Annotated in this window: 25 protein-coding genes; 9 read left to right on the forward strand and 16 right to left on the reverse strand. The window is 67.9% G+C overall.

Annotated elements, in window-relative coordinates:
- Positions 1–72: 72 nt before the first annotated feature.
- The 4 genes from WS66_RS26590 to WS66_RS26605 form a co-directional block, all read right to left on the reverse strand.
- Positions 73–528: an ExbD/TolR family protein gene (locus tag WS66_RS26590; protein ID WP_059608231.1), complete on the reverse strand. Its 456-nt coding sequence runs from the start codon at positions 526–528 to the stop codon at positions 73–75.
- 24 nt (positions 529–552) lie between these two features.
- On the reverse strand, positions 553–1,221 hold the full coding sequence (locus WS66_RS26595; RefSeq protein WP_059608230.1) for a MotA/TolQ/ExbB proton channel family protein: 669 nt from the start codon (positions 1,219–1,221) through the stop codon (positions 553–555).
- Between the two features lie 19 nt (positions 1,222–1,240).
- Positions 1,241–2,038 carry a 4-hydroxy-tetrahydrodipicolinate reductase gene (dapB, locus tag WS66_RS26600; protein ID WP_059608229.1) on the reverse strand — a complete coding sequence of 266 codons (798 nt, stop codon included), beginning with the start codon at positions 2,036–2,038 and terminating at the stop codon, positions 1,241–1,243.
- Positions 2,039–2,103: 65 nt separating this feature from the next.
- Positions 2,104–2,901, reverse strand: coding sequence for an outer membrane protein assembly factor BamE (locus WS66_RS26605; RefSeq protein ID WP_059608228.1), 798 nt, complete (start codon positions 2,899–2,901; stop codon positions 2,104–2,106).
- Between the two features lie 142 nt (positions 2,902–3,043).
- On the opposite strand from WS66_RS26605, the gene fur reads away from it, so the two are divergent.
- Positions 3,044–3,472: a ferric iron uptake transcriptional regulator gene (gene fur, locus WS66_RS26610; protein ID WP_011350926.1), complete on the forward strand. Its 429-nt coding sequence runs from the start codon at positions 3,044–3,046 to the stop codon at positions 3,470–3,472.
- Between the two features lie 196 nt (positions 3,473–3,668).
- Here fur and WS66_RS26615 read toward each other — a convergent pair whose 3' ends face one another.
- From WS66_RS26615 to WS66_RS26625, 3 genes are all read right to left on the reverse strand, one after another.
- Positions 3,669–4,193 (reverse strand): ureidoglycolate lyase, encoded by a 525-nt coding sequence (locus tag WS66_RS26615; RefSeq protein ID WP_059608227.1) that lies wholly within the window; start codon positions 4,191–4,193, stop codon positions 3,669–3,671.
- Between the two features lie 13 nt (positions 4,194–4,206).
- On the reverse strand, positions 4,207–5,214 hold the full coding sequence (gene alc, locus WS66_RS26620) for an allantoicase (RefSeq protein WP_059608226.1): 1,008 nt from the start codon (positions 5,212–5,214) through the stop codon (positions 4,207–4,209).
- A gap of 101 nt (positions 5,215–5,315) precedes the next feature.
- Positions 5,316–6,635 (reverse strand): C4-dicarboxylate transporter DctA, encoded by a 1,320-nt coding sequence (locus tag WS66_RS26625; RefSeq protein ID WP_059608225.1) that lies wholly within the window; start codon positions 6,633–6,635, stop codon positions 5,316–5,318.
- Between the two features lie 188 nt (positions 6,636–6,823).
- On the opposite strand from WS66_RS26625, the gene WS66_RS26630 reads away from it, so the two are divergent.
- Positions 6,824–7,546, forward strand: a complete 723-nt coding sequence (locus WS66_RS26630) for a FadR/GntR family transcriptional regulator (RefSeq protein WP_175815302.1) — start codon at positions 6,824–6,826, stop codon at positions 7,544–7,546.
- Between the two features lie 248 nt (positions 7,547–7,794).
- Here the strand turns inward: WS66_RS26630 and WS66_RS26635 are convergent, their stop codons facing one another.
- Both WS66_RS26635 and WS66_RS26640 read right to left on the reverse strand, forming a co-directional pair.
- On the reverse strand, positions 7,795–8,853 hold the full coding sequence (locus WS66_RS26635; RefSeq protein WP_059608223.1) for an L-idonate 5-dehydrogenase: 1,059 nt from the start codon (positions 8,851–8,853) through the stop codon (positions 7,795–7,797).
- A 9-nt stretch (positions 8,854–8,862) separates the two neighbouring features.
- Positions 8,863–9,636 (reverse strand): SDR family NAD(P)-dependent oxidoreductase, encoded by a 774-nt coding sequence (locus tag WS66_RS26640; RefSeq protein ID WP_059608222.1) that lies wholly within the window; start codon positions 9,634–9,636, stop codon positions 8,863–8,865.
- A 149-nt stretch (positions 9,637–9,785) separates the two neighbouring features.
- Between WS66_RS26640 and WS66_RS26645 the strand changes: the two genes are divergently transcribed.
- A complete protein-coding gene (locus tag WS66_RS26645; protein WP_059608221.1) occupies positions 9,786–10,676 on the forward strand; it encodes a LysR substrate-binding domain-containing protein in 891 nt (296 codons plus the stop codon).
- A 76-nt stretch (positions 10,677–10,752) separates the two neighbouring features.
- Here the strand turns inward: WS66_RS26645 and gap are convergent, their stop codons facing one another.
- Both gap and tkt read right to left on the reverse strand, forming a co-directional pair.
- Positions 10,753–11,763, reverse strand: a complete 1,011-nt coding sequence (gene gap / locus WS66_RS26650; RefSeq protein ID WP_006485712.1) for a type I glyceraldehyde-3-phosphate dehydrogenase — start codon at positions 11,761–11,763, stop codon at positions 10,753–10,755.
- Between the two features lie 86 nt (positions 11,764–11,849).
- Complete coding sequence (gene tkt / locus WS66_RS26655) at positions 11,850–13,922, reverse strand: transketolase (RefSeq protein WP_059608220.1); 2,073 nt, start codon at positions 13,920–13,922, stop codon at positions 11,850–11,852.
- Between the two features lie 216 nt (positions 13,923–14,138).
- Between tkt and speE the strand changes: the two genes are divergently transcribed.
- The 3 genes from speE (at position 14,139) to WS66_RS26670 (ending at position 16,403) form a co-directional block, all read left to right on the forward strand.
- Complete coding sequence (gene speE / locus WS66_RS26660; protein WP_059608219.1) at positions 14,139–14,996, forward strand: polyamine aminopropyltransferase; 858 nt, start codon at positions 14,139–14,141, stop codon at positions 14,994–14,996.
- 205 nt (positions 14,997–15,201) lie between these two features.
- Complete coding sequence (locus tag WS66_RS26665) at positions 15,202–15,618, forward strand: VOC family protein (protein ID WP_059608218.1); 417 nt, start codon at positions 15,202–15,204, stop codon at positions 15,616–15,618.
- A 17-nt stretch (positions 15,619–15,635) separates the two neighbouring features.
- Positions 15,636–16,403, forward strand: coding sequence for a 16S rRNA (uracil(1498)-N(3))-methyltransferase (locus WS66_RS26670; protein ID WP_059608343.1), 768 nt, complete (start codon positions 15,636–15,638; stop codon positions 16,401–16,403).
- Positions 16,404–16,742: 339 nt separating this feature from the next.
- Here the strand turns inward: WS66_RS26670 and WS66_RS26675 are convergent, their stop codons facing one another.
- From WS66_RS26675 to WS66_RS26685, 3 genes are all read right to left on the reverse strand, one after another.
- On the reverse strand, positions 16,743–17,306 hold the full coding sequence (locus tag WS66_RS26675; protein WP_059608342.1) for a barstar family protein: 564 nt from the start codon (positions 17,304–17,306) through the stop codon (positions 16,743–16,745).
- A gap of 16 nt (positions 17,307–17,322) precedes the next feature.
- Positions 17,323–17,754, reverse strand: a complete 432-nt coding sequence (locus tag WS66_RS26680) for a ribonuclease (RefSeq protein WP_006760307.1) — start codon at positions 17,752–17,754, stop codon at positions 17,323–17,325.
- A 379-nt stretch (positions 17,755–18,133) separates the two neighbouring features.
- The gene (locus WS66_RS26685) at positions 18,134–20,476 is read right to left on the reverse strand and encodes an NADP-dependent malic enzyme (protein ID WP_269467503.1); all 2,343 of its coding nucleotides are present in this window, start codon (positions 20,474–20,476) and stop codon (positions 18,134–18,136) included.
- A gap of 100 nt (positions 20,477–20,576) precedes the next feature.
- On the opposite strand from WS66_RS26685, the gene thiL reads away from it, so the two are divergent.
- From thiL to WS66_RS26700, 3 genes are read left to right on the forward strand one after another with little or no spacing between them, the layout of a single operon-like run.
- On the forward strand, positions 20,577–21,611 hold the full coding sequence (gene thiL / locus WS66_RS26690) for a thiamine-phosphate kinase (protein WP_108064731.1): 1,035 nt from the start codon (positions 20,577–20,579) through the stop codon (positions 21,609–21,611).
- Positions 21,601–22,143, forward strand: a complete 543-nt coding sequence (locus tag WS66_RS26695) for a phosphatidylglycerophosphatase A family protein (RefSeq protein ID WP_059608215.1) — start codon at positions 21,601–21,603, stop codon at positions 22,141–22,143. The genes thiL and WS66_RS26695 overlap by 11 nt, the downstream gene beginning before the upstream one ends.
- A gap of 31 nt (positions 22,144–22,174) precedes the next feature.
- Positions 22,175–22,675 (forward strand): CinA family protein, encoded by a 501-nt coding sequence (locus WS66_RS26700; protein WP_059608214.1) that lies wholly within the window; start codon positions 22,175–22,177, stop codon positions 22,673–22,675.
- Here the strand turns inward: WS66_RS26700 and WS66_RS26705 are convergent.
- Together WS66_RS26705 and pyrF are read right to left on the reverse strand one after the other, a co-directional pair.
- Complete coding sequence (locus WS66_RS26705; RefSeq protein WP_059608213.1) at positions 22,634–22,849, reverse strand: hypothetical protein; 216 nt, start codon at positions 22,847–22,849, stop codon at positions 22,634–22,636. The two genes, WS66_RS26700 and WS66_RS26705, sit on opposite strands and share 42 nt — an antisense overlap.
- An 81-nt stretch (positions 22,850–22,930) precedes the next feature.
- The gene (gene pyrF / locus WS66_RS26710) at positions 22,931–23,758 is read right to left on the reverse strand and encodes an orotidine-5'-phosphate decarboxylase (RefSeq protein ID WP_011350899.1); all 828 of its coding nucleotides are present in this window, start codon (positions 23,756–23,758) and stop codon (positions 22,931–22,933) included.
- Positions 23,759–23,765: the final 7 nt, after the last annotated feature.

The following is a 23,765-nucleotide window of genomic DNA, read 5'->3' on the forward strand; positions in this document are numbered from 1 at the left end:
GCGGGCGGGACGGCCGGTCTCGCGGGCCGGCCATGCATTCTTGCCCGCCCCGGCGCGCGGGCGGGCTGCGCGTCAGCGTGTCGCGCCCGTGGCCGCCGGTGCGGCGGCACCCGTCGGCGGCACGTCGGTGACGAAGCCGATCCGCGTGAGGCCCGCAGCCTGCGCGGCGCCCATCACCTGCGCGATCACCTCGTAGCGGGTCGCGCGCGATGCGCGCAGCCGCAGCTCGGGCGGCGCGGCGCCCGCGGCGGCGGCCCGGAAGCGCGCCGGCAGCGCGTCGAGTGCGACGGGCGCGTCGTCCCAGTAGAGTTTGCCGGCGTCGTCGATCGACAGCGTGACCGACTGCGGCGTGTCGCGCGCGACGCTGGCCGCGACCTTCGGCAGGTCGAGCCGGATCGCGTGCGTCATCAGCGGCGCGGTGATGATGAAGATGACGAGCAGCACGAGCATCACGTCGATCAGCGGCGTCATGTTGATCTCCGCCATCGGCGCGGACGTCTTGTGATGCTCCAGTCCGCCGAATGCCATGGTCGCTCCTCCGGAATACGCGCGTCAGGCTTCCTGCGCGCACACGAACACGTGCAGGTCGCGCGCGAAGCCGTCGAGTTCCTCGGCGAGCTGGCGCACGAGCCGCCCGAGGATGTTGTAGGCGAGCACTGCGGGGATCGCGACGACCAGCCCGAACGCGGTCATGATCAGCGCCTCGCCGACCGGCCCCGCGACGTTCTCGATCTGCGCCTGCCCGCTCGCGGCGATGCTGCCGAGCGCGTGATAGATGCCCCATACGGTGCCGAGCAGGCCGACGAACGGCGCGGTGCTGCCGATCGACGCGAGCAGCACCTGACCGGACTCGAGACGGCGCTGCGAGCGCAGCATCGCGTGACGCAGCGCGCGCAGCACGCGTTCGCTGCGCTCGACACGCGCGGCGAGCGCGGACGGATCATGTTCGTCGGCCGCATCGCGCGCCGCTTCGGCGAGCGGTACGAACACGCGCTCGCGATCGGCACCGGCGAGCGCGGCGATGCCCGCGTCGAGCGACGCCGCGCGCCAGAACGAGGCGAGCGCCCGCGGCCCCTGGCGCTTCGCGCGGACCAGCAGCCAGGCTTTCATGAGGAGGAAGCACCAGCTGGCGACGGACATCGCCAGCAGCACGTAGGCGACGGCGTGCGTGATCGCATCGCCGCTTTCGAGGTAGTGGACAACGCCGGTGGGAATCGCCATCGGAGTTTCCCCGTGAGGGTCAGCGCAGGCCGAGCACGTCCTGCATGTCGAACAGGCCGGCGCCGCGCGCCGACAGGAAGCGGACCGCACGCAGCGCGCCCTGCGCGTACGATACGCGGCTCGACGACTTGTGCGTGATCTCGATCCGTTCGCCGATCCCGGCGAACAGCACGGTGTGATCGCCGACGATGTCGCCGCCGCGCACGGCCGCAAAGCCGATCGTCGACGGATCGCGTTCGCCCGTCACGCCCTGGCGGCCGTACACCGCGCATTCGTCGAGCGAGCGCCCGAGCGCGCCGGCAACGGCCTCGCCCATCATCAGCGCGGTGCCCGACGGCGCGTCGACCTTGTGGCGGTGGTGCGCCTCGATGATCTCGATGTCGTAGCCGTGCGAGAAATGCTTTGCCGCGAATTCGAGCAGCTTCAGTGTGACGTTCACGCCAACGCTCATGTTCGCCGCGAACACGATGCCGATCTTGCCTGCCGCAGCCTGCAGCTCGGCCTTCTGCTCGGCGGTGAAGCCGGTCGTGCCGATCACGAGCTTCACGTCGTGGCGCAGCGCGGCCGCGACGTGCGCGATCGTGCCTTCCGGCCGCGTGAAGTCGATCAGGTAGTCGGCCTGCGCGAATACGGCGTCGAGGTCGTCGGTCAGCTTGATCCCGGTTTCCTTGCCGAGGAACGCGCCCGCGTCCTGACCGAGGAACGGCGAATCGGCGCGGTCGAGCGCGCCGACGAGCTGCGCGTCGGAATCGTTGAGAACGGCTTCGATCAGCATCCGGCCCATACGGCCCGATGCACCGGCAATCGCAATCTTCATGGCTTTCTACACGACAGGTCTAAAAGCGGGCGGCACATGCCGCCCTGTTTCCGCTCGCCGGCCGCTTACTGCGACTGGGCCGGCGCGGTGAGCGGCTGGTTCTGCAGGTTGTCCGAACCCCGCGGGCCGACCGGCGGCGACGCCTCGCTCGACACGTTCGGCTGCGGCGGGCGATGGAACTGGAATTGCGGCTGGATCGCCGGCGCGGCGCCCGGCGGCTGGCCGCCCGGCACCGGCGCGCCGCCCGAAGCCTGCGCGGACGGCGTGAAGCGGCGGGCGGTCGTGCCCTGCCCCGACACCTGGTTGGTCGCGCGGTTCGCCGCGCGCGCCGCCTGGGCGTTGGCATCCTGGTCGACCGCCACGCCGGAAACCGGCTCGGCGGATGCGGTCGCGGCCGCCTGCGCGGCGCTCGCGGCAGCCGCGGCCTCGGACGCCTTCTTCGCCGCGGCCGCGGCCTTCGCCTTCTTGCCGCCGCGATCGCCGTCGATATCGGCCAGCAGGTCGAGTTCGGAAGGCAGGTTCTCGGCACCCGTCCAGCTCGCGAGGCGATCGCCCGAGAACGTCAGCACGAGGTCGCGCTGCTGGACGATCGACGTCGAGCCGCGCTTGAAGTAAAAGAGGTAATCCCAGCGGTCGGCATGAAACATGTCCGACAGCAGCGGCGTGCCGAGCAGCGCGCGGACCTGCTCGCGCGTCATTCCGGCCTGCAGCTGCGCGGCCTTCTCCTGCGACACGAAGTTGCCCTGCACGACAGTGATCCGATAGGGCGTGATGCTCTGCGCGATGCGCTGCGTCACGCTGTCGTACGACGAACAACCAGCCAGCGCGGCAACGGCGGCGGCAGCGATGATGGCACTCCGCATGCGACTCCTCTGAAGGTGCGAAAGAGATTCCGGGAACATTTCCGTCACCGTGCAGGCCCGCGTCGCGGGCCGCGCGTGTTTCTGGAACGGCGAAAAGCCGGTAACATTGAAGCCCTGCATTGTACTCTAGGGATGCCTAGCCATGACCAATCCGACGGATCTCAAGAATATCGGGCTAAAGGCCACCCTACCGCGCCTCAAGATTCTCGAGATCTTCCAGCAAAGCCCGGTGCGTCACCTGACGGCCGAAGACGTCTACCGCAATCTGCTCAACGAGCAGCTCGACATCGGGCTCGCCACCGTTTATCGCGTGCTGACGCAGTTCGAGCAGGCCGGCCTGCTCACGCGCAGCAACTTCGAATCCGGCAAGGCCGTGTTCGAACTGAACGAAGGCTCGCACCACGATCACCTCGTCTGCCTCGATTGCGGCCGCGTCGAGGAATTCTTCGATGCCGAGATCGAAGGCCGCCAGCAGGCGATCGCGAAGGAACGCGGCTTCCGGCTCCAGGAACACTCGCTCGCGATGTACGGCTCCTGCACGACCGAGAACTGCCCGCACCGCAAGCACTGATCCGCACGCATCACGCCTGCGCCACGGCCCGGCCGGCATCTCGCCGCCCGGGCCGTGTTGTTTTCGGGATCGGAATGGAAAAGGCCCGCACGTTGCGCGCGGGCCAGTTCGGGAAAGTTTCCAATTGTGAGCGGCGAGCCATGCCGCCGCCGCACGGTGCGCGATGCTCGACGCCCGATGCCACCTTCGCCGCGCGTCAGGCCGCGCTCGCGCACGCCGGCGCGAACTCGAGCGCCCACGCGTCGTCGAGCGGAATCTCGTCGCAATTCGGCTGCGGGCCGCCGCGGTCGACGATCACGAAGTCGCTGACCGCGTCGAGCGCAAGCAGCGGATGGTGCCAGACGCCCTTCGCGTAGTTCACGCCCTGCCAGCCTTCGGCGAGAAACGCGCGCATCGCGTCGGGCCGGAACTCGCCGGCCGGCGCGACGACGATCGCGTAGCGCGACACGGCCGCGAGCGGAATGAACGCCTGGCTGCCGTGAGGATGGCGCTCCATCAGCGTGATCGCGACCGGCAGCGCGCGCGGCTGCGCGCGAAACACGCTGACGAGCGGCCGGCCGCCATCCGCGCAGACGTCGATCGTCGCGAGATCGTGGAAGCGCTCGGTCGTGCCGCCGTTGATCGGGAAGTGCCGCGCGCCTTCGAGCGCGATCACGTCGCCGAACGGCGCGAACGCCTCGCGGGTCAGGCGCTCGACGCGCAGGATGTGTGATCCGCTCATGCCGATGCCTCCTTCAAGCCGGCTCGCCCCACAGACGCAGGCGCGACACGCCGCCGTCCGGGAAGATGTTGAAACGCACGTGCGTGACGGGGCCGAGTGCCGCGAGCTGGTCGAACGTATGCACGTGGTCCATCTGCAGCTTCTGCTCGCCGAGCAGCTCGGCCCAGAACATCGACTGCGTGACGAGCGAATCGTCGGTGCCACCCACGACCCGCGCGGCCTGCAGCGAACAGCGGTCGGGGAAGTTGCCCTTGAAGAACGCCGTATCGACCTCGACGCGCCGGATGATGCCCGGCCGCGCCAGCGCGACGATCGCCCAGTCGTTGCCGGGCTCGCGGCGGCGCCGCGTTTCCCAGCCGTCGCCCATGTTCGCGCCGCGCCCCGGCATCAGCATCTGCGAGGCCGGACCGAAGTGCTGGTTGTTCGCGGCCACCAGGTAGCCGCCGTTCTCGATCGCCGCGAGATCGACGAGCTCGCCGGCCGGCACGTGGCGCCAGTCGCGCTGCGGCTGGCCGTACACGCGCAGCCGCGCGAGCCCGCCGTCCGGATACAGGTTCACACGCAGATGCGTGACCGGCTGCGCATCGTCAACGCTCACGTAGTGGTGCGAATTGCCCTGCAGCGTCGTCGCGGGGACGATCGTGCGCCATTCGGCGTCGTCCGGCGGCGTGTCCCCGTCCACCGCACATGCCTCGATCGATGCGGCCGGCGGGAAGTTGCCGGTGAAGTGGCTCGTATCGAGATCGACGCCGTAAATCACGCCCGGCCGCGCGAGCCGGACCACGCAGAAGTCGTGGCCGGTGGTGCGCTTGCGGCGCGTTTCCCAGCCGTCCATCCACTTGCCGTGGTCGTCGTACTTGCCGGGAATGAAGACGGCCGGCTCGGGATTCAGCATGCGCTCCTTCGGCGCGAAGAATTCGTCGCTGGCGAAAAGCGCCTGTGCGCCCAGGCGCGGGTCGGCGAGGTTCATGTAGCGCCGCGTGAAGGCCGGCGCGTTCGGATCGAGGATGGGGGCTGCCATGTCGTCTCCATTATCTTGATGAGGGCCGGCGCATCGTCGCGCCGGCCGCAGGGAATTCGTTCGCGCGAAGCGGCCGGGGAAGCCGCTTCGCGCGAGGGCGCTCAGAGCGCGTGGGCCTGGTCGCCGGCGACCGGTGCGGCGCTCGCCTGTTCGTCGGCCACGTAGCGCAGTTCGCGGTTCAGCACGCGCGTCGCGCGGGCCCGGTCGATGTCGTTCTCCCACACGGCGACGACCACCGTCGCGACGCAGTTGCCGATCAGGTTGGTCAGCGCGCGGGCGATGCCGACGAACCAGTCGACCGGCAGGATCAGCACGAGGCCGAGCACCGGAATCGCGGGAATCGCCGACAGCGTCGCCGCGAGGATCACGATCGCCGAACCCGGAATCCCGTGCGCGCCCTTCGACGTGACGAGCGATACCAGCAACACGACGATCAGGTCATGCGTGGACAGCGGCGTATTGGTGGCCTGCGCGATGAACAGCACGGCGAGCGTCAGGTAGATCGAGAAGCCGTCGAGGTTGAACGAATAGCCGGTCGGGATCACCAGCCCGACCGTCGAATCCTTGATGCCCATGTATTCGAGCTTGCTCATCACCTGCGGCAGCACCGCGTCCGACGACGCCGTGCCGAGCACGATCGACAGTTCCTCGCGCAGGTAGCGGATCAGTTTGAACACCGAGAAGCCCGCGATGCGCATCACGATGCCGAGCACGACCGTGACGAACACGATGCAGCTCAGGTAGAACACCGCGACGAGGTAGCCGAGCTGCTTGAGCGACGCGACGCCGTACTTGCCGGTCGTGAACGCGATCGCGCCCAGCACGCCGAGCGGCGCGAGCTTGATGATGAAGCCGATGATGCGGAAGAACACGTGCGACAGCTCCTCGATCAGGCTGTTCACGCGCTGCGCCTTGTCGCCGAGCAGCGACAGCGCCGAGCCGAACAGCACCGCGAACACGAGGATCTGCAGGATGTCGCCCTTCGCGAACGCGTCGATCGCGGTCTCGGGGATGATCTTCATCAGGTAGCCGGCCGTGTCCTTCAGGCTTTCGGCGTTCTTCGCGTACGACGAGAGCGAGGCCGCGTCGAGCGAGTGCAGGTCGATGTTCATCCCGACGCCCGGGCGCGTCAGCCACGCGAGGGCGAGCCCGATGCCGAGCGCGATCGTCGTCATCACCTCGAAGTAGACGACCGCCTTCAGGCCGACCCGGCCGACCTTCTTCAGGTCGCCCGCATTGGCCATCCCGCTGACCACGACGCAGAACACGATCGGGCCGATGACCATCTTGATGAGCTTCAGGAAGCCGTCGCCGAGCGGTCGCAGCGACTCGGCGAAATGCGGGAAGAACGCGCCGAGCGCGACCCCCAGGATTAATGCAACGACTACCCGGCCAAACAGCGAATTGAGGAATTTCGACACGGCGCTCTCCCGATCCAACGGTTGCAGTTTCGTCTGTTCATACTGGTAAGACCAGTGATGTTATGGTGGATAGTAGGAAGCCGATATAGTCGCGTCAAGGCCGAACAAAATAGGGATTTCCCGCCCATGCAGGGGCGGATCGTGACTTTCCCGTAGGCCGGTCATGCACCGCGCGCAGGCGGATTACAATGCCGGTCAGACCGGCCATCGTTCACATCATGAAAAACGTTCCGCACACCGTGACCGACGCCGCCATCGCGACGATCCGCGACCGGATCGAGGCAGGCGTGTATCCGGTCGGCAGCCTGCTGCCGGCCCAGCGCCAGCTCTCCGAGGAGCTGGAGATCAGCCGCGCGTCGCTGCGCGAGGCGCTCTCCACGCTCGAAGCGCTCGGGATGCTGCGCATCCGCGCCGGCAAGGGCGTGTATGTCGAAAGCGCCCAGGCGACGGCCGCCCATCCGTGGCAATTCGCCGAGCAGTCGTCGCCGCCCGACACGTACCAGATGCGCTATGCGCTCGAAGGATTCGCCGCGCGGATGGCCGCGCACGTCGTCACCGACGACGACATCGCATGGTTCGAGGACAACCTCGCCGACCTGCACGTCGCGCTGACCGAGAGCGCACTCGACGAAGCGTCGCGGCTCGACTTCGACTTCCACATGCGGATCATCCATCTCGCGGGCAACGCGGCGATCGAGTCGGTGCTGCGCAGCAGCGCGGACATCATGAAGGAAAGCCAGCGCATGCCGTTCTACCGGCGCGAGCTGCTGCTGTCGACGTGGCACGAGCACCGCGCGATCGTCGACGCGCTGATCGCCCGCGATGCGGCCGCGGCCGGTACGGCGATCGAGACGCACATCGAGAACGCCGCGCAACGCGCGGGCATCTTCTTCCCGACGCCGGGCACCTGACGCGGCCGTCGGCCGGCGGTCCCGGCCGCCGCGGCAGCCCATTCTCCGGTCGTGCCGGTCATTCCCCCGAAGGATCGCGATACGCGAGCGCGCGCGTGACGCGCACGGACCTCGCCGAATTCGGTGAGCTGCACCGCGCGGCAAGTCACGCAGTCGCCCGCTTTCGCGCCGGCCAATGAAACAGGCACGCTCCGCAAATCGCGGGCGTGCCTTTTCTGCATGCGCGCCGTCGCGCAATCAGTGGACGATCATGCCCCCTCGTGCGTGAAATCGATCAGCACCTTCATCGCGCGCTGCCGGTCACCGGCCAGCTCGAACGCGCGGTTCGCGTCGCGCATCGGGAACACGCCCGTCACGGCCGGGCGCAAGTCGACGCGCTGCGCATTGATCAGCTGCACCGCGAGCGCGAATTCCGCATGGAAGCGGAATGAACCGCATATCGACAGTTCCTTCGCGACCACGACGTTCTGCGGCAGGCTGACATCGCCGCCGAGCCCGAGCTGCACGACGACGCCGCGCGGCCGCATCACGTCGAGGCCGTCGCGCAATGCGCGCTGATTGCCCGAACACTCGATCATCACGTCGAACGTCCCCTTGTCGGCACCGTAGCGCGCGACCCAGCCGGTGTCCGTCGACGCGTTGATCGCCTGATCCGCGCCGAGCGCGCGGGCAACCTCGAGCGGCGCATCGACCACGTCGGTCGCGACGATCTCCGCCGCCCCATGCACGCGCGCCGCCGCGACCGCCAGCACGCCGATGGGCCCGCACCCCGACACGAGCACCCGGCGGCCGATCAGCGGGCCCGCGCGCGACACCGCATGAAGCCCGACCGCGAACGGCTCGGCGAGCGCCGCGAGCGACAGCGGCACATGGTCCGCGACCTTCACGCACTGCGCGGCATCGCACACGAGCGCGTTGCGAAATGCGCCCTGCACGTGCGGCATGCGCATCGCGCTGCCATAGAAGCGCATGTCGAGACACTGGTTCGGGAGCCCTTCCAGGCAGTAGCGGCACGCGCCGCACGGGCGGCTCGGATTCACCGCGACGCGATCGCCGACCGTCACCGACGTCACGTCCGGCGCAACGGCCGCCACCGTGCCGGCCACTTCATGGCCGAGCACCATCGGCTGCTGCAGCCGGATCGCGCCGAAGCCGCCGTGCCGGAAGTAATGGAGGTCGGAGCCGCAGATGCCGCCCATTGCGACATCGACGCGCACCTGGCCCGGGCCGATCTCGCCCGCGTCCTGCTCTTCGAGCCGCAGGTCGTTCGGACCGTGGATCACGAGACACATGCAACGCATACGCATGACGTTCTCCTATACGGCGCTGGTCAGGCCGCCGTCGACGAACAGCGTCTGGCCGTTCACGAAATCGGATGCGGCCGATGCCAGGAAGATCGCAGCGCCGCACAGCTCGTCGACGCGTCCCCAGCGGCCCGCCGGCGTGCGCTTGCAGAGCCATTCGGAGAACGCCGCGTCGTCGACCAGCGCGCGGTTCAGCTCCGTCTCGAAATAGCCTGGCGCGAGGCCGTTCGCCTGGATGCCGTGACGCGCCCAGTCGGCGCACATCCCTTTCGTCAGCATCCGCACCGCGCCCTTCGTCGCCGCATACGGCGCGATCGTCGGCCGCGCAAGCTCGCTCTGCACCGAGCAGATGTTGATGATCTTGCCGCGGCCGCGCGCGATCATGTGGCGCGCCACCGCCTGCGCGACGTTGAACACGCCGTCGAGATTCACGCGCATCAGCGCGTGCCAGTCGTCCGGCTCGAATGCATCGAGCGGCGCGCGGCGCTGGATGCCCGCGTTGTTCACGAGGATGTCGATCGCGCCGACGCGCGCCTCGAAATCGTCGATCGCCGCACGCACCTGCGCATGCTCGGCGACGTCGAACACCGCGTAATCGGCCGCGAAGCCTTCCTCGCGGAAATGGTGCGCGAGCGTCGCGGCCTTCTCCTCATTGCGGTCGTTGATCACGATCGCCGCGCCGGCCTCCGCGAGCCCGCGGGCGAGTGTCAGCCCGATCCCGCGTCCGGAACCCGTGATCAGTGCGCGGCGGCCGTCCAGCCGGAACCGGTCAAGCGCGTTGCTCATGCATGTCTCCTCGTGCCATCGAGCCGACCGCCGGTCGCGGCCGGTCTCGCGATGAGCGTATCTTCGGCGCTCGGCCGGGGCCGCGCCAATGGTCTTTTTTGATCCGGTTATCATGAAATCCGATCACCGTCCGCTGCCGGCCGCCCACCATGGAACTCAAGCAATTGCGCGCCTTCGTCACGCTCGCTGAAGAGCTGCATTTCGGGCGCGCCGCGCAGCGCCTGTTCATCGTGCAGTCCGCGCTGAGCATGCAGATCAAGGCGCTCGAGGAAGATCTGGGCGCACGCCTGTTCGAGCGCGACCGCCACAAGGTCGAACTCAGCGATACCGGACGCGTGTTCCTGCCCGAGGCGCGGGCGACGCTGCAGCAAGCCGCGCGTGCGGAGCAGATGGCGCGGCTGTCGAGCCGCGGCGAGATCGGCACGCTGCGCATCGCGTTCGTGTCGTCCGTGCTGCCGGCGCTGCTGCCGGCCGTGCTGCGCACGATGCGCGAGCGCTATCCGCTGATCGCGCTCGAATTGAAGGATCGGCCGACGCCCGACCAGATCGCCGCACTGCGCGACCGGCGCATCGATTTCGGAATGATCCGGCTGCCGGCCGCGTATGCGGGAATCGACACGCGCGTGGTGCTCGAGGAAGGCTTCGTCGTCGCGCTGCCGCTCGACCATCCGCTTGCCGCGCACGAGACGATCACGCCGGCCGCGTTGCGCGGACAGCCCGCGTTCGTGCTCGCGCGCCGCTACGCGCCCGGCTTTCACGACGACATGCTGCTCGCGCTGAGCCGCGCGGGCACGACGCTCGAGATCGCGCAGGAGTTCGGGGAATTCACGACGATGCTCGCGCTCGTCGCGGCCGGGATGGGGATCGGGCTGATCCCGGTGGAAGCCGCGAGCGCGTTGCCGCCGAACGTGCTCGCGCGGCCGCTCGACCTGGCCGGGCACCGGACCGGAATCGGGCTCGCGTGGACCAACCTCGACAGCCCGCTGAAGCGCGCGTTCGTCGACGCGCTCGAACATGTGACGGCGAACGCCGGGCAATAAAAAGCCCGGCCGGAAAAACCGGGCCGGGCTCGTTCGCCACGCCGGCCGCCTTGCGGCGGCCGCGCGACGTGCGGGATTACTTCGCGTTCGCGAACGCGACAGCCGTATCCAGCATGCGGTTCGAGAAACCCCACTCGTTGTCGTACCAGCTCGACACCTTGACGAGGCGGCCCGACACCTTGGTCAGCGTCGCGTCGAATGTCGACGAAGCCGGGTTGTGGTTGAAGTCGATCGACACCAGCGGCGCGTCGTTGTAGCCGAGGATGCCCTTCAGCGCGCCTTCCGATGCTTCCTTCATGATCGCGTTGACTTCCTCGACCGTCGTGTCGCGCTTCGCGATGAACGACAGGTCGACGATCGACACGTTGATCGTCGGGACGCGGATCGCGTAGCCGTCGAGCTTGCCGTTCAGTTCCGGCAGCACGAGGCCGACGGCGGATGCGGCGCCCGTCTTCGTCGGGATCTGGCTGTGGGTGGCCGAACGCGCGCGGCGCAGGTCTTCGTGGTACACGTCCGTCAGCACCTGGTCGTTCGTGTACGCGTGGATCGTCGTCATCAGGCCGGTTTCGAGGCCGATCTTGTCGTTCAGCGGCTTGACGAGCGGCGCGAGGCAGTTCGTCGTGCACGATGCGTTCGAGATGACGGTGTGCTCGGCCTTCAGCACGTCGTGGTTCACGCCGTAGACGATCGTCGCGTCGACGTCCTTGCCGCCCGGCGCCGAGATGATCACCTTCTTCGCGCCGCCCTTCAGGTGCGCGCTCGCCTTTTCCTTCGTCGTGAAGAAGCCCGTGCATTCCATCACGACGTCGACGCCCAGCTCGCCCCACGGCAGTTCGGCCGGGTTGCGGTTCGCCAGCACGCGGATCTTGTCGCCGTTCACGACGAGGTAGTCGCCGTCGACCGACACTTCGCCCGGGAACTTGCCGTGCGCGGTGTCGTACTGGGTCAGGTGCGCGTTGGTCTTCGCATCGCCCAGGTCGTTGATCGCGACGATCTCGAGATCGTGCTTCTTGCCGTTTTCATAAAACGCGCGCAGCGTGTTGCGGCCGATACGGCCGTAGCCGTTGATTGCGACGCGAATCGTCATGGTCTATCTCCTGATGGCTGAAAAAATTCGTTTCGTGCAGCTTCACGGTGCGACGCGCGCGGGGGTAGCGCGCGTCGCGAATGGTTTTAGGCCAGCACGGCCTTCGCGGTCTCGACGACGTGCTCGACAGTGAAGCCGAAGTACTTGAACAGCACGCCGGCCGGGGCCGATTCGCCGAACGTGTCGATCCCGACGACGCCGCCTTCGAGGCCGACGTACTTGTGCCAGAACGCGGTCACGCCCGCTTCGATCGCGACGCGGCGCACGCCGTGCGGCAGCACGCGTTCGCGGTATTCGGCGTCCTGGCGGTCAAACACGTTGGTCGACGGCATCGACACGACGCGGGCTGCGATGCCCTGCTGCGCGAGCGGCTCGACGGCCTTCATCGCGAGTTCGACTTCCGAGCCCGTCGCGATCAGGATGATCTTGCGCGCGACGATCTCTTCGTCCCAGTCCTTCAGCACGTAGCCGCCCTTCTCGATGTTCGCGATCTGCGAATCCGTGCGCGGGTTGAACGCGAGGTTCTGGCGGCTGAAGATCAGGCTCGACGGACGATCCGCGGCAACCGCGTGGGTCCATGCGACGGCCGTCTCGACCGTGTCGGCCGGACGCCATACGTCGTGGTTCGGGATCAGGCGCAGGCTCGACACGTGCTCGATCGACTGGTGCGTCGGGCCGTCTTCGCCGAGGCCGATCGAATCGTGCGTGAACACGAAGATCGACGGGACCTTCATCAGCGCGGCGACGCGCAGCGCGTTGCGGCTGTAGTCGGAGAACGTCAGGAACGTGCCGCCGAACGGCTTGTGGCCGCCGTGCAGCGCGAGGCCGTTGATCGCGGCGCTCATGCCGAATTCGCGCACGCCGTAGTTGATGTGGTTGCCCAGCACGACGCCCGCGCCTTCCGGATTCGCGCGGACCGCCTTCGACGCCTTCCAGTTGGTCAGGTTCGAGCCGGTCAGGTCGGCCGAGCCGCCGAGCAGTTCCGGCAGTGCGGCAGCCAGCCCTTCGATCGCCTGCTGCGATGCCTTGCGGGTCGCGACCGTCTCGGCGCGCTCGTTCGCGCCGGCGATGATCGCCGCGGCCTTCTCGGCCCAGTCGGCCGGCAGCTTGTTGGCCATCCGGCGCTCGAATTCGGCGGCTTCTGCCGGGAATTTCGCGCGATATTGCGCGAACGTCGCGTCCCAGTCGGACTCGGCACGCTTGCCGGCTTCCTTCGCGTCCCACGCCGCATAGACTTCCTGCGGAATCACGAACGGCTCCCACTTCCAGCCGAGCGCTTCGCGCGTCTTCGCGATTTCTTCCGCGCCGAGCGCAGCGCCATGCACGTCGTGGCCGCCGGCCTTGGTCGCCGCGCCCTTGCCGATCACCGTCTTGCAGCAGATCAGCGTCGGCTTGTCCGACAGCTTCGCCTTCGCGATCGCCGCGTCGACCGCGTCGACGTCATGGCCGTTCACGTTCGGGATCACGTTCCAGCCGTAGGCCTCGAAACGCTTCGGGGTGTCGTCGTGGAACCAGTTGACGACGTCGCCGTCGATCGAGATGCCGTTGTCGTCGTACAGCGCAATCAGCTTGTTCAGCTTCAGCGTGCCCGCGAGCGAGCAGGCTTCGTGCGAGATGCCTTCCATCAGGCAGCCGTCGCCGAGGAATACGTACGTGTGGTGATCGACGATCTTCGCGCCGTCACGGTTGAACTCGTCGGCCATCAGCGCTTCGCCGAGCGCCATGCCGACCGCGTTCGCGAGACCCTGGCCGAGCGGGCCGGTGGTCGTCTCGACGCCCGGGGTGATGCCGTATTCCGGATGGCCCGGCGTCTTGGAATGCAGCTGGCGGAAGTTCTTCAGCTCTTCCATCGGCAGGTCGTAGCCGGTCAGGTGCAGCAGCGAGTAAAGCAGCATCGAGCCATGGCCGTTCGACAGCACGAAGCGGTCGCGGTCTGCCCAGTGCGGGTTCGTCGGGTTGTGCTTCAGGTGGCGCGACCAGAGCGCAACGCCGATTTCGGCCATGCCCATCGGCATGCCGGGGTGGCCGGAGTTCGCTTGCTGGACGGCGTCCATCGCGAGCGCACGGATCGCGTTGGCCATCAGGGTGGTAGAGGCGGGAGACGAAGTCGTCATGTCGAGTCCGGAGAACGAGTCGAGGAAACGGGGGCACGGCGGCATCCGGAAGCTCGAGCGTCAATCGTTCCCGGCGCGCGGTGCGGCGCCTGACGGACGCGAAGCGGACGGAGCCTACGGACGGGGCTGCAAAGCTCGTCATTTTAACAGATGGGCTGACATTTCCCTTGTCGGCGCGCGGTGTTCCGGCACGCTTTTCCGCGGAACCGCACGCCTCCTATAATTCAGGCGTCGGAACTGCCCGCCCCGAGCGGCCCGCCCGTGAACACGACCCTTCTCTTCCATCCCACGCCCGACGCCACGTACGGCTTCCCGAACGCACGCCGGCTCGCGCACGTCGCGTCGCCGCACCAGCACATCGAAGTCTGGGACACCCCGCAGCTCGGCCGCCTCTTCACGCTGGACGGACGGCCGATGACGTCGGTCGGCGACGAATACGTGTACCACGAGTGCATGACGCACCCGGCCGCGCTCGCGCATCCGTGCCCGCGCAAGGCGCTCGTGCTCGGCGGCGGCGATGGCGGCGCGGCGCGTCAGCTGCTCAAGCACGCGTGCATCGAGCGGATCGTCGTCGCGGAACTCGACGACGAGGTGGTCGGCATGGCGCGCCGCTATCTCGACGACGTGCATCAGGGCGCGCTCGACGACCCGCGCGTCGAGGTCGTGATCGGCGACGCCGCGCGTTTCGTCACGTCGACCGTCGAGCATTTCGACCTCGTCGTGTTCGACCTCACGCCACCCGATTCGCCGGCGGCCGGCCTCTATACGCGCGAGTTCTACGCGCGACTCAAGCGGATCCTCACGCCGTGCGGCGCGATCTCGATGCATCTCGGCTCGCCGGTGTTCCACGCGGCGCGCATCGCCACGCTGCTCGCCGACCTGCGCGCGAGCTTCGCGGTCGTCGATCCGTTGTCCGCGCACGTGCCGCTGTACGGATCCCAATGGCTGATGGCGATCGCGAGCGACACGCTCGATGCGGCCGCGCTGTTCGCGCACGACATCGACGAGCGTCTCGCCGCGCGCCGCGTGCAGGGCCTGCGCTACTACGATGCGCGACTCCATGCAGCCCTCTTTGCCCTGCCGCGCGCGCTGCGCGATACACTGGGCGCTCGCCGCTGAGCTTCCGGGCGGACGCATCGTTCTGCGGGCTGGCCGCGCTTTCTCCCGCGCTTGACCCGCGACGCGCGGGCCCGGAACGATGCACGCGGGCAGCCGGCGTATGCGCGGCACCGCACCGGGCGCCCGCGCGCCAATACCCGTTGGACTGCAAAACATGGGACCGGAGTAACCGCTCAAGCGCCAACACCGTTCGACAGGAGATTTCATGACCGATCCACGTCCGGCCAACGTGCCTTGGTTGACGCCTTACCTGGCCGTGCGCAATGCGCATGCGGCCATCGAGTTCTTCCAGGCCGCATTCGGCTTCGAGTTGCGCGACGTCCTCGACGAGGACGGCGCGATCATGCACGTGGAGATGACCTACCGCGGGCAACTGATCGTGATGTTCGCGCCCGAAGGCGCGTTCGGCTCCACCGCGCTCACGCCGAAGAGTGCGGGCGCAACCGCCCCGCAGTCGTTTTACCTGTATGTCGACGACGTCGACGCGACCTGGCAGCGCGCGCTCGATGCGGGCGCGAAAACGCTGACCGCGCCGCAAGACCAATTCTGGGGCGACCGCTTCGCGCAGATCGAGGATCTCGACGGCTATCGCTGGGCGCTCGCGCGCCGCCTGAGCGCATGAACGGAGCCGCGATACGCATGAGTGAAGCCACCACCACCGCGGCCGTGCCGCGCTTTTTCGTCGAAGCGGCGCTGCGCGCCGACGCGACGCTCGCGTTGCCGGCCGACGTCGCGCGTCACGCGCAAGTGCTGCGGCTGCAGCCCGGCGACGCGCTGGCGCTGTTCGACGGCAGCGGCGGCCAGTACCGCGCGCGGCTCGTCGAGATCGACAAGCGCAGCGCGCTCGCGCAGATCGAGGCGTTCGACCCGTCCGAAGCCGAACCGCCCTATCGCGTGACGCTCGCGCAAGGCATCGCCGGCGGCGACAAGATGGACTGGGTGATCGAGAAGGCCGTCGAGCTCGGCGTCGCGGCGGTCGTGCCGCTGTCGACCGCGCGCGGCGTCGTGAAACTGTCGAGGGAGCGCGCGGACAAGCGCGTTGCGCACTGGCGCGGCGTCGTGCGCGCGTCGTGCGAACAATGCGGGCGCAACCGCGTGCCCGACGTCGCGCCGGTACGCGGCTTCGGCGCCTGGCTCGACACGCTGCCGGCCGCGCCGTCCGACGGCGAACTGCGGCTGCTGCTGTCGCCGCGCGCGAGCATCCCGTTCGCGTCGCTGCCCGACGCACCGCCCGCGGCGGCAGTCACGCTGCTGATAGGCCCCGAAGGCGGGCTGTCGCCGGACGAGGAAAATGCGGCACGCGCACACGGGTTCACCGCATTGTCGCTCGGCCCGCGCGTGCTGCGCACCGAGACGGCCGGCGCGGCTGTGCTCGCGGCGCTGGCCGCGCGCTGGGGCGGCTGGTGACGAACCCGACGTGCCGCGACCCGCGGCGCCCCGGCCCGCGGGGTCGCCACTTGAATGCGGCGCGTTTCGATCTTGCGGCTTGCTGCGACTTGCCGCTCGACGAGCGGTGCGGCATCAGGTTGGACAATGCGTCGAGCACCGGCGTCAGCACGTGTTGCAGGCTGCCGGTTGCCCAGTCGACATCGATGCTGTCAAGATCGATCGTGCCCGTCATCGCGCGCGTCACCGGCGACGCATCCAGCACCTCCGTCCTGCATGCGTCGCGCGGCGCAAAAAAGCCCGCGCGAGGCGGGCCTTTTGCCGGATCGGCCGCGTTCGGGCGGCCGACAGATTCGCGCTTTACGCGAACGAATAGAACACGCGGAACGCGACCTTGCGCTCGGCCCAGAATTCGGCGGCTTCGCGGAACACGTCGAGCAGCGTCTCGCGCCCTTCCTTGTCGAATTTCTGCGCGATCGGCAGCCCTTCCAGGACGATCACGAAACCGGGCTGCGCGCCGGCCTTCGCGACGAGGTCGGTCAGGCAGTCGTACAGCGCATCGTAGTTCTTCCCGAAATGCTTCGGAAACAGGAACGACGTCGCGATCGTCTCCATCACTTCCTGCTTCGACTGCGCGGCGCCGCAATATGCATACAGGAAATGCTGGCCGAGCCGGCTGGCTTCGTCGGCAAGATCCTGCACGCGGAACGCGCGGATCGACTGCACGAGATTGGGTCGCACGGTCGTGAAAAGGCTCATAGGCTCCTCGTTCGATGAAAGCCCGGGCTCGGCTTCCTGTTGCTCCGGGCCGCCGCCGGCCTGTGCCGCCGCGTGGAGTTGCATCACGCGCTGAAACAGATTGCCGTCGCCGGCCGCGAACAGTTCCGCCGCCGCCGTATCGTGCGCGTAGATGGAGTCGCTCATGCCGTTCATCCCGAAGTCATTCAACAATACGTTTAAAACTGTTGTAGTGGTCGTCCGTGTAATAACAGTTGTCGATCCGGCGCAATGGCCCGCCGCAGACGATCCGGCGCGCGCCGCGATTGCGTGCGCGCGGCGTCGGCACCGTGTACTCGTGGTAGTAGCCGCGCTTCGCCTTCGGCAGGATCCGCTCGCGGTTGCCGAAGACGACGCCGTCTTTCTCGTACGGATAGGGGCCACCGGCGCCGATCAGGCCAAGCGTGGTCACGGCCTCGCGCGGCAGACGGGCGGTCGGGATCGTATCGACCCCGCCGACGGCCAGGTCGGCCGAAACGGCCTGCCGTGCGTAAGCGGCGGAAACCAGACTGCCCGTCGGCGTACCGACGATACCCATCGCGAACATCGCGAAGACGGACGCGAGCGCGCCGTTGCGGAGCCACTTGCGTGCCATGAACCAGGGTTCCCGCTGTTAAATCAAGTAGTTGACGACCAACCAAAGGCGTTAGCGTAGCGCTATTGTCCGCGCGAATCAATGTTCGTTTGGGAATCGAAAGGCTGGCGCCGCCCGGAATCGTGCATTTTTTACCGAAACAAGACTACATATATCTTACATGAGATAAAATACCAGCGGCATCTCTCGTATGGCAAGACCCTGCCTCCTTGCCACGCTCGCTACCCGGAGTGGAGAGATGCTGCTGCTGCTTGCGGGAAGCGCGTTTGCGCCTTGCCCGACGGCGTGCCCTTTGCGGGCACGCCTCTTTTTGCTTTTGTTTACAATTTCGCCCGGCGCGCGGCACCGGTTCGACCGTTGCCGCGCGGTTCGTTCCGGCTCAGCGTGCGGCGTTCACGTCGGCGACCAGCAGCGCCGCCATGTTGACGATGCGGCGAACGGTCGCCGATTCGGTCAGCACGTGCACCGGCTGGGCTGCGCCCAGCAGGATCGGCCCGATCGCGATGTTGTTGCCGGCGGCCGTCTTCAGCAGGTTGTACGCGATGTTCGCGGCATCGATGTTCGGCAGGATCAGCAGGTTCGCATCGCCTTCCAGCGTCGATTCGGGCAGGATTTCCTTGCGCAGCGCCGCGTCGAGCGCGACGTCGCCGTGCATTTCGCCGTCGACCTTCAACTCCGGCGCACGTTCCTGCAGGATCGCGAGCGTATCGCGCATCTTCTGCGCCGAAGGCGCGTTGCTCGTGCCGAAATTCGAGTGCGACAGCAGCGCGACCTTCGGCTCGATGCCGAACCGGCGCACTTCTTCCGCGGCCATGATCGTGATCTCGGCAAGTTGCTCCGGGGTCGGATCGACGTTCACGTGCGTGTCGACCAGGAAGATCTGGCGGCCCGGCAGCACGAGGCCGTTCATCGCCGCGTACACGCTGCAGCCAGGGCGCTTGCCGATCACCTGGTCGATGAAGTGAAGGTGGCGGTGGGTGGTGCTGATCGTGCCGCAGATCATCCCGTCCGCTTCGCCCTTCTTCACCAGCATCGAGCCGATCAGCGTCGTGCGGCGGCGCATCTCGACACGGGCCAGCTGCTCGCTGATGCCCTTGCGCGCCATCATCTTGTAGTACGTCTGCCAGAAGTCGCGGTAGCGCTCGTCGTGTTCGGTGTTGACGACCGTGAAGTCGGTGCCCGGCGTGAGGCGCAGGCCGTAGCGCTGGATACGGTGCTCGATCACCGACGGACGGCCGATCAGGATCGGCGTCGCGAGCTTCTCGTCGACGATGATCTGGACGGCGCGCAGCACGCGCTCTTCCTCGCCTTCCGCGAACACGACGCGCTTCTTCTCCGCCGGCGCGCTGCGCGCGAGCTGGAAGATCGGCTTCATCGTCGTGCCGCTGTGGTACACGAACTGCTGGAGGTGAACGCGGTACGCCTCCATGTCCTCGATCGGGCGCGTCGCGACGCCGCCGTCCATCGCTGCCTGCGCGACGGCCGGCGCGATCTTGACGATCAGGCGCGGATCGAACGGCTTCGGAATCAGGTATTCGGGCCCGAACGACAGGTCCTGGATCCCGTATGCGGTCGCGACGATGTCGCTCTGCTCGTGCTGCGCGAGTTCGGCGATCGCGTTGACGGCCGCGATCTCCATTTCACGCGTGATCGTCGTCGCGCCGACGTCGAGCGCGCCGCGGAAGATGAACGGGAAGCACAGGACGTTGTTGACCTGGTTCGGATAGTCGGTGCGGCCGGTCGCGAGAATCGCGTCGGGGCGCACTTCGAGCGCCGCTTCCGGCAGGATTTCCGGCGTCGGGTTCGCGAGCGCGAGGATCAGCGGGCGCTCGGCCATGCCCTTCACCATCTCCGGCTTCAGCACGCCGGCGGCCGACAGGCCGAGGAAGATGTCCGCGCCGTCGATCACCTCGGCCAGCGTGCGGGCGTCGGTTTCGCGGGCGAAACGCTCCTTGTCCGGATCCATCAGCTCGGTGCGGCCCTTGTAGACCACGCCGGCCAGGTCGGTCACGGTGATGTTCTCGAGCGGCAGGCCGATGTCGACCAGCAGGTCCAGGCACGCGAGCGCGGCCGCACCCGCGCCGGACGCGACGAGCTTCACCTTCTTGATGTCCTTGCCGACGACCTTGAGGCCGTTCGTGACGGCCGCGGCCACGACGATCGCGGTGCCGTGCTGGTCGTCGTGGAACACCGGGATCTTCATCCGCTTGCGCGCTTCGCGCTCGACGATGAAGCAGTCCGGCGCCTTGATGTCTTCCAGGTTGATCCCGCCGAAAGTCGGCTCCAGCGCGGCGATCACGTCGACCAGCTTGTGCGGGTCCGACTCGTTCAGCTCGATGTCGAACACGTCGATGCCGGCGAACTTCTTGAACAGTACGGCCTTGCCCTCCATCACCGGCTTCGACGCGAGCGGGCCGATGTTGCCGAGCCCGAGCACCGCGGTGCCGTTCGTGACGACGCCGACCAGGTTGCTGCGCGCGGTGAAGCGCGCGGCGTTCAGCGGGTTCTCGACGATCTCCTCGCACGCGTAGGCGACACCCGGCGAATACGCGAGCGCGAGGTCGCGCTGGTTGATCATCTGCTTGGTCGGGGCGATCGCGATTTTCCCCGGCGTCGGGAATTCGTGATAGTCGAGAGCGGCTTCGCGGAGCTTGGCTTTGGAGGAGGCTTGGGTCGACATGTGTCTCTTGACGGGCGGATTAGAATAACTGTTCGACGGCATTGTAGCGCCAATCGAAGGCCCCCAGACCGGCGATTCGGGTGCGACAGCCGCGACAAAAATGTACTGAACGGTGCAGGAACGGCGCCGTTCGCTGCGTACAATGCCGTTCCCTTCACCGCTTCCGGGTCCGTCCGCCGTGCCAGCCGCCCTGTCCGAGTTTTCGCTGATCGATCGCTTCTTCGCGCGCCGCGCGGCCCGGGGGGCGCGTGCGTCGACGCTCGGCATCGGCGACGATTGCGCGCTGATCGCGCCTCGATCCGGAAAATTGCTGGCTATTTCGACGGACATGCTGGTCGAAGGCCGCCATTTCTTCCCCGATGTCGCACCTGACGCGCTCGGCCACAAGACGCTCGCGGTCAACCTGTCGGATCTCGCGGCCATGGGTGCCGAGCCGCGCGCGTTCACGCTCGCGTGCGCACTGCCGCGCGCGGACGCGGCGTGGCTCGAGGCGTTCAGCAACGGGCTGTTCGCGCTTGCCGAGCGGTTCGGCTGCGAACTGATCGGCGGCGACACGACGAGCGGGCCGCTGAACCTGTGCGTGACCGTGTTCGGCGAAGTCTCGCCGGACGCGGCGTTGCGGCGCGATGCCGCGCGTGACGGCGACGACGTCTGGGTGTCCGGCACGCTCGGCGACGCCCGTGCTGGGCTCGGACTCGCGCGCGGCGAATGGACCGCCGGCGCGGACGAAGCCGCCGTGTTCCGGCAGGCGCTCGAGCGTCCCGAGCCGCGCATCGCGCTCGGGCTTGCGCTCGCGGGCGTCGCACATGCGGCGCTCGATATCTCCGACGGCCTCGCCGGCGACTTGCAGCACATCCTGACCCGCTCGAACGTGCGCGCCGAGATCGACGCCGACGCGGTGCCGCGCTCGGCTGCGCTCGCGACGCTGCCGCCCGACGTGCAGCGACGCTGCATGCTCGCCGGCGGCGACGACTACGAACTGTGCTTCACCGCGCCGGCCGCGGCCCGCGCGACGATCGAGGCAGCGGGCGCGAGCGCCGGCGTCCGGGTGACGCGAGTCGGTACAATACGCGCGTTGTCCTCGCCGTCGGAGCAGCCCGCGATCGCGTGGCGCGACGCCGCCGGCGCCCCCCTGACTCTCACGTTGCACGGTTTCGACCACTTCCATGCAGACTGACCCGACCGGGCAATCCGCGGCCGCGCCCGGCGCCGCCCGGAACGTGCCGCAGCGCGCCACGGCGCGCTTCATGCTGTCGCACCCGGCGCACATCGTGTCGCTCGGATTCGGCAGCGGGCTCGCGCCGTTCATGCCCGGCACGTTCGGCTCGCTGTTCGGCTGGCTCACGTTCGTGGTGCTCAACCGCTACCTGACGGTGCCCGAATGGTGGGCGCTGATCGCGGTCGGCTTCGCGGCGGGCACGTGGATCACCGGTTTCACCGCACGAAAGATGGGCACGTCCGATCCGGGCGCCGTCGTCTGGGACGAAATCGTCGCGATCTGGCTCGTGATGCTGTTCGTCACGCCCGCGACCTTCATCGGCCAGTTGTGGGCGTTCGTCGTGTTCCGCTTCTTCGACATGCTCAAGCCGCCGCCGATCCGCTATTTCGACCGTCGCGTGAAAGGCGGGCTCGGCATCATGGTCGACGACCTGATCGCCGCGTTCATGACGCTGCTCGTGATCGCCGCCTGGCGCTCCGTCGTCGGCTGACCGATTTCCCGACTCCCCGTTCCCGACGCGCATGCCAACCGATTCCGTCGTCCATCAGCTTGCGATCCGCGCAGGCAACAAGCTGCGTGACGAGCACCTGTCGCTCGCCACCGCCGAATCCTGCACGGGCGGCATGATCGCCGCCGCGATCACCGACATCTCCGGCAGCAGCCAGTGGTTCGAGCGCGGCTTCGTCACCTACTCGAACCAGGCGAAGATCGACATGATCGGCGTTCCATCCGACCTGATCGAGAAACACGGCGCCGTCAGCGAGCCGGTCGCACGCGCGATGGCCGAAGGTGCGCTGCGCAACAGCCGCGCGCAGGTCGCGCTGTCCGTCACCGGCATCGCCGGTCCCGCCGGCGGCAGCGAGAAGAAGCCGGTCGGCACCGTGTCGTTCGCATGGAGCAACCGGCTGCATACCGACGTCGAGACCCTCGTGTTCAAGGGCGACCGCGAGCAGATCCGCGCGCAGGCGGCCGCGCATGCGCTACGCGGGCTGCTGAAGCTGCTCGACGAGCGCGAAGGCTGATTCGCCGGCGCAGCGGCAGGGGCGGCCGCCCCTGCCCGCCGACTGAATTGCGTCGGGCTTCATGACGATCCAGTTCTTGTCCGCCGTGACCGGCAGGCCGAGCGCCTTCTGCCGCGCGGGCATGCCGTGCGCAAGCGACGGGACGTTGTTCGCGTGCGCCAGGATGGCAGACACGCGAAGCAGCCGCGCGGCCCGCGGATGCGGGCTCGGAGGTGCAAGGCCGCCCGGGCGGGCGGCCTGCGTTTCAGCGCTATTTCAGCGATGCGCGTTGATCGTATCGCGCGTCTTCTGCGCGGCGAGCGCGGCGGCTTCGGCGAAATCCTCGCCCTTGCTCGCGTACAGGATCGCGCGCGACGAGTTGATCATCATCCCGGTGCCGTCGGCGGTGCGGCCCGCGTTGACGGTCGCCTGCACGTCGCCGCCCTGCGCGCCGATGCCGGGGATCAGGAGCGGCATGTCGCCGACGATCCCGCGCACGATCTCGATTTCCTTCGGGAACGTCGCGCCGACCACGAGGCCGAGCTGGCCGTTCTTCGCATTCCACTTGTTCGCCGCGAGGTCGGCCACGACCTGGTACAGCGGCCGGCCGTTGGTGTCGAGGAACTGCAGGTCCGACCCGCCCGGGTTGGACGTACGGCACAGCACGATCACGCCCTTGCCTTCATGCTCGAAGTACGGCTCCACCGAGTCGTAGCCCATGTACGGGTTCACCGTGACCGCGTCCGCGCGATAGCGCTCGAACGCCTCGCGCGCGTACTGCTCGGCCGTGCTGCCGATGTCGCCGCGCTTCGCGTCGAGGATCACGGGCAGCCCCGGATGCTGGAGGTGGATGTGCGCGATCAGGCGCTCGAGCTGATCTTCCGCGCGATGCGCGGCGAAGTACGCGATCTGCGGCTTGAACGCACTCGCATATTGCGCGGTCGCGTCGACGATCTGCCGGCAGAATTCGAAGATCGCGTCGGGCTGGCCGTCGAACTGCACGGGAAAGCGCGACGGCTCGGGGTCGAGGCCGACGCACAGAAGCGAATTCGTGCGCTGCCACGCGGCGCGCAGCGATTCGATGAAAGTAAGCGGGGAAGACATGGCGGAT

Source organism: Burkholderia sp. LA-2-3-30-S1-D2, from assembly GCF_001523915.2.
Taxonomy (GTDB): Bacteria; Pseudomonadota; Gammaproteobacteria; order Burkholderiales; family Burkholderiaceae; genus Burkholderia; species Burkholderia diffusa.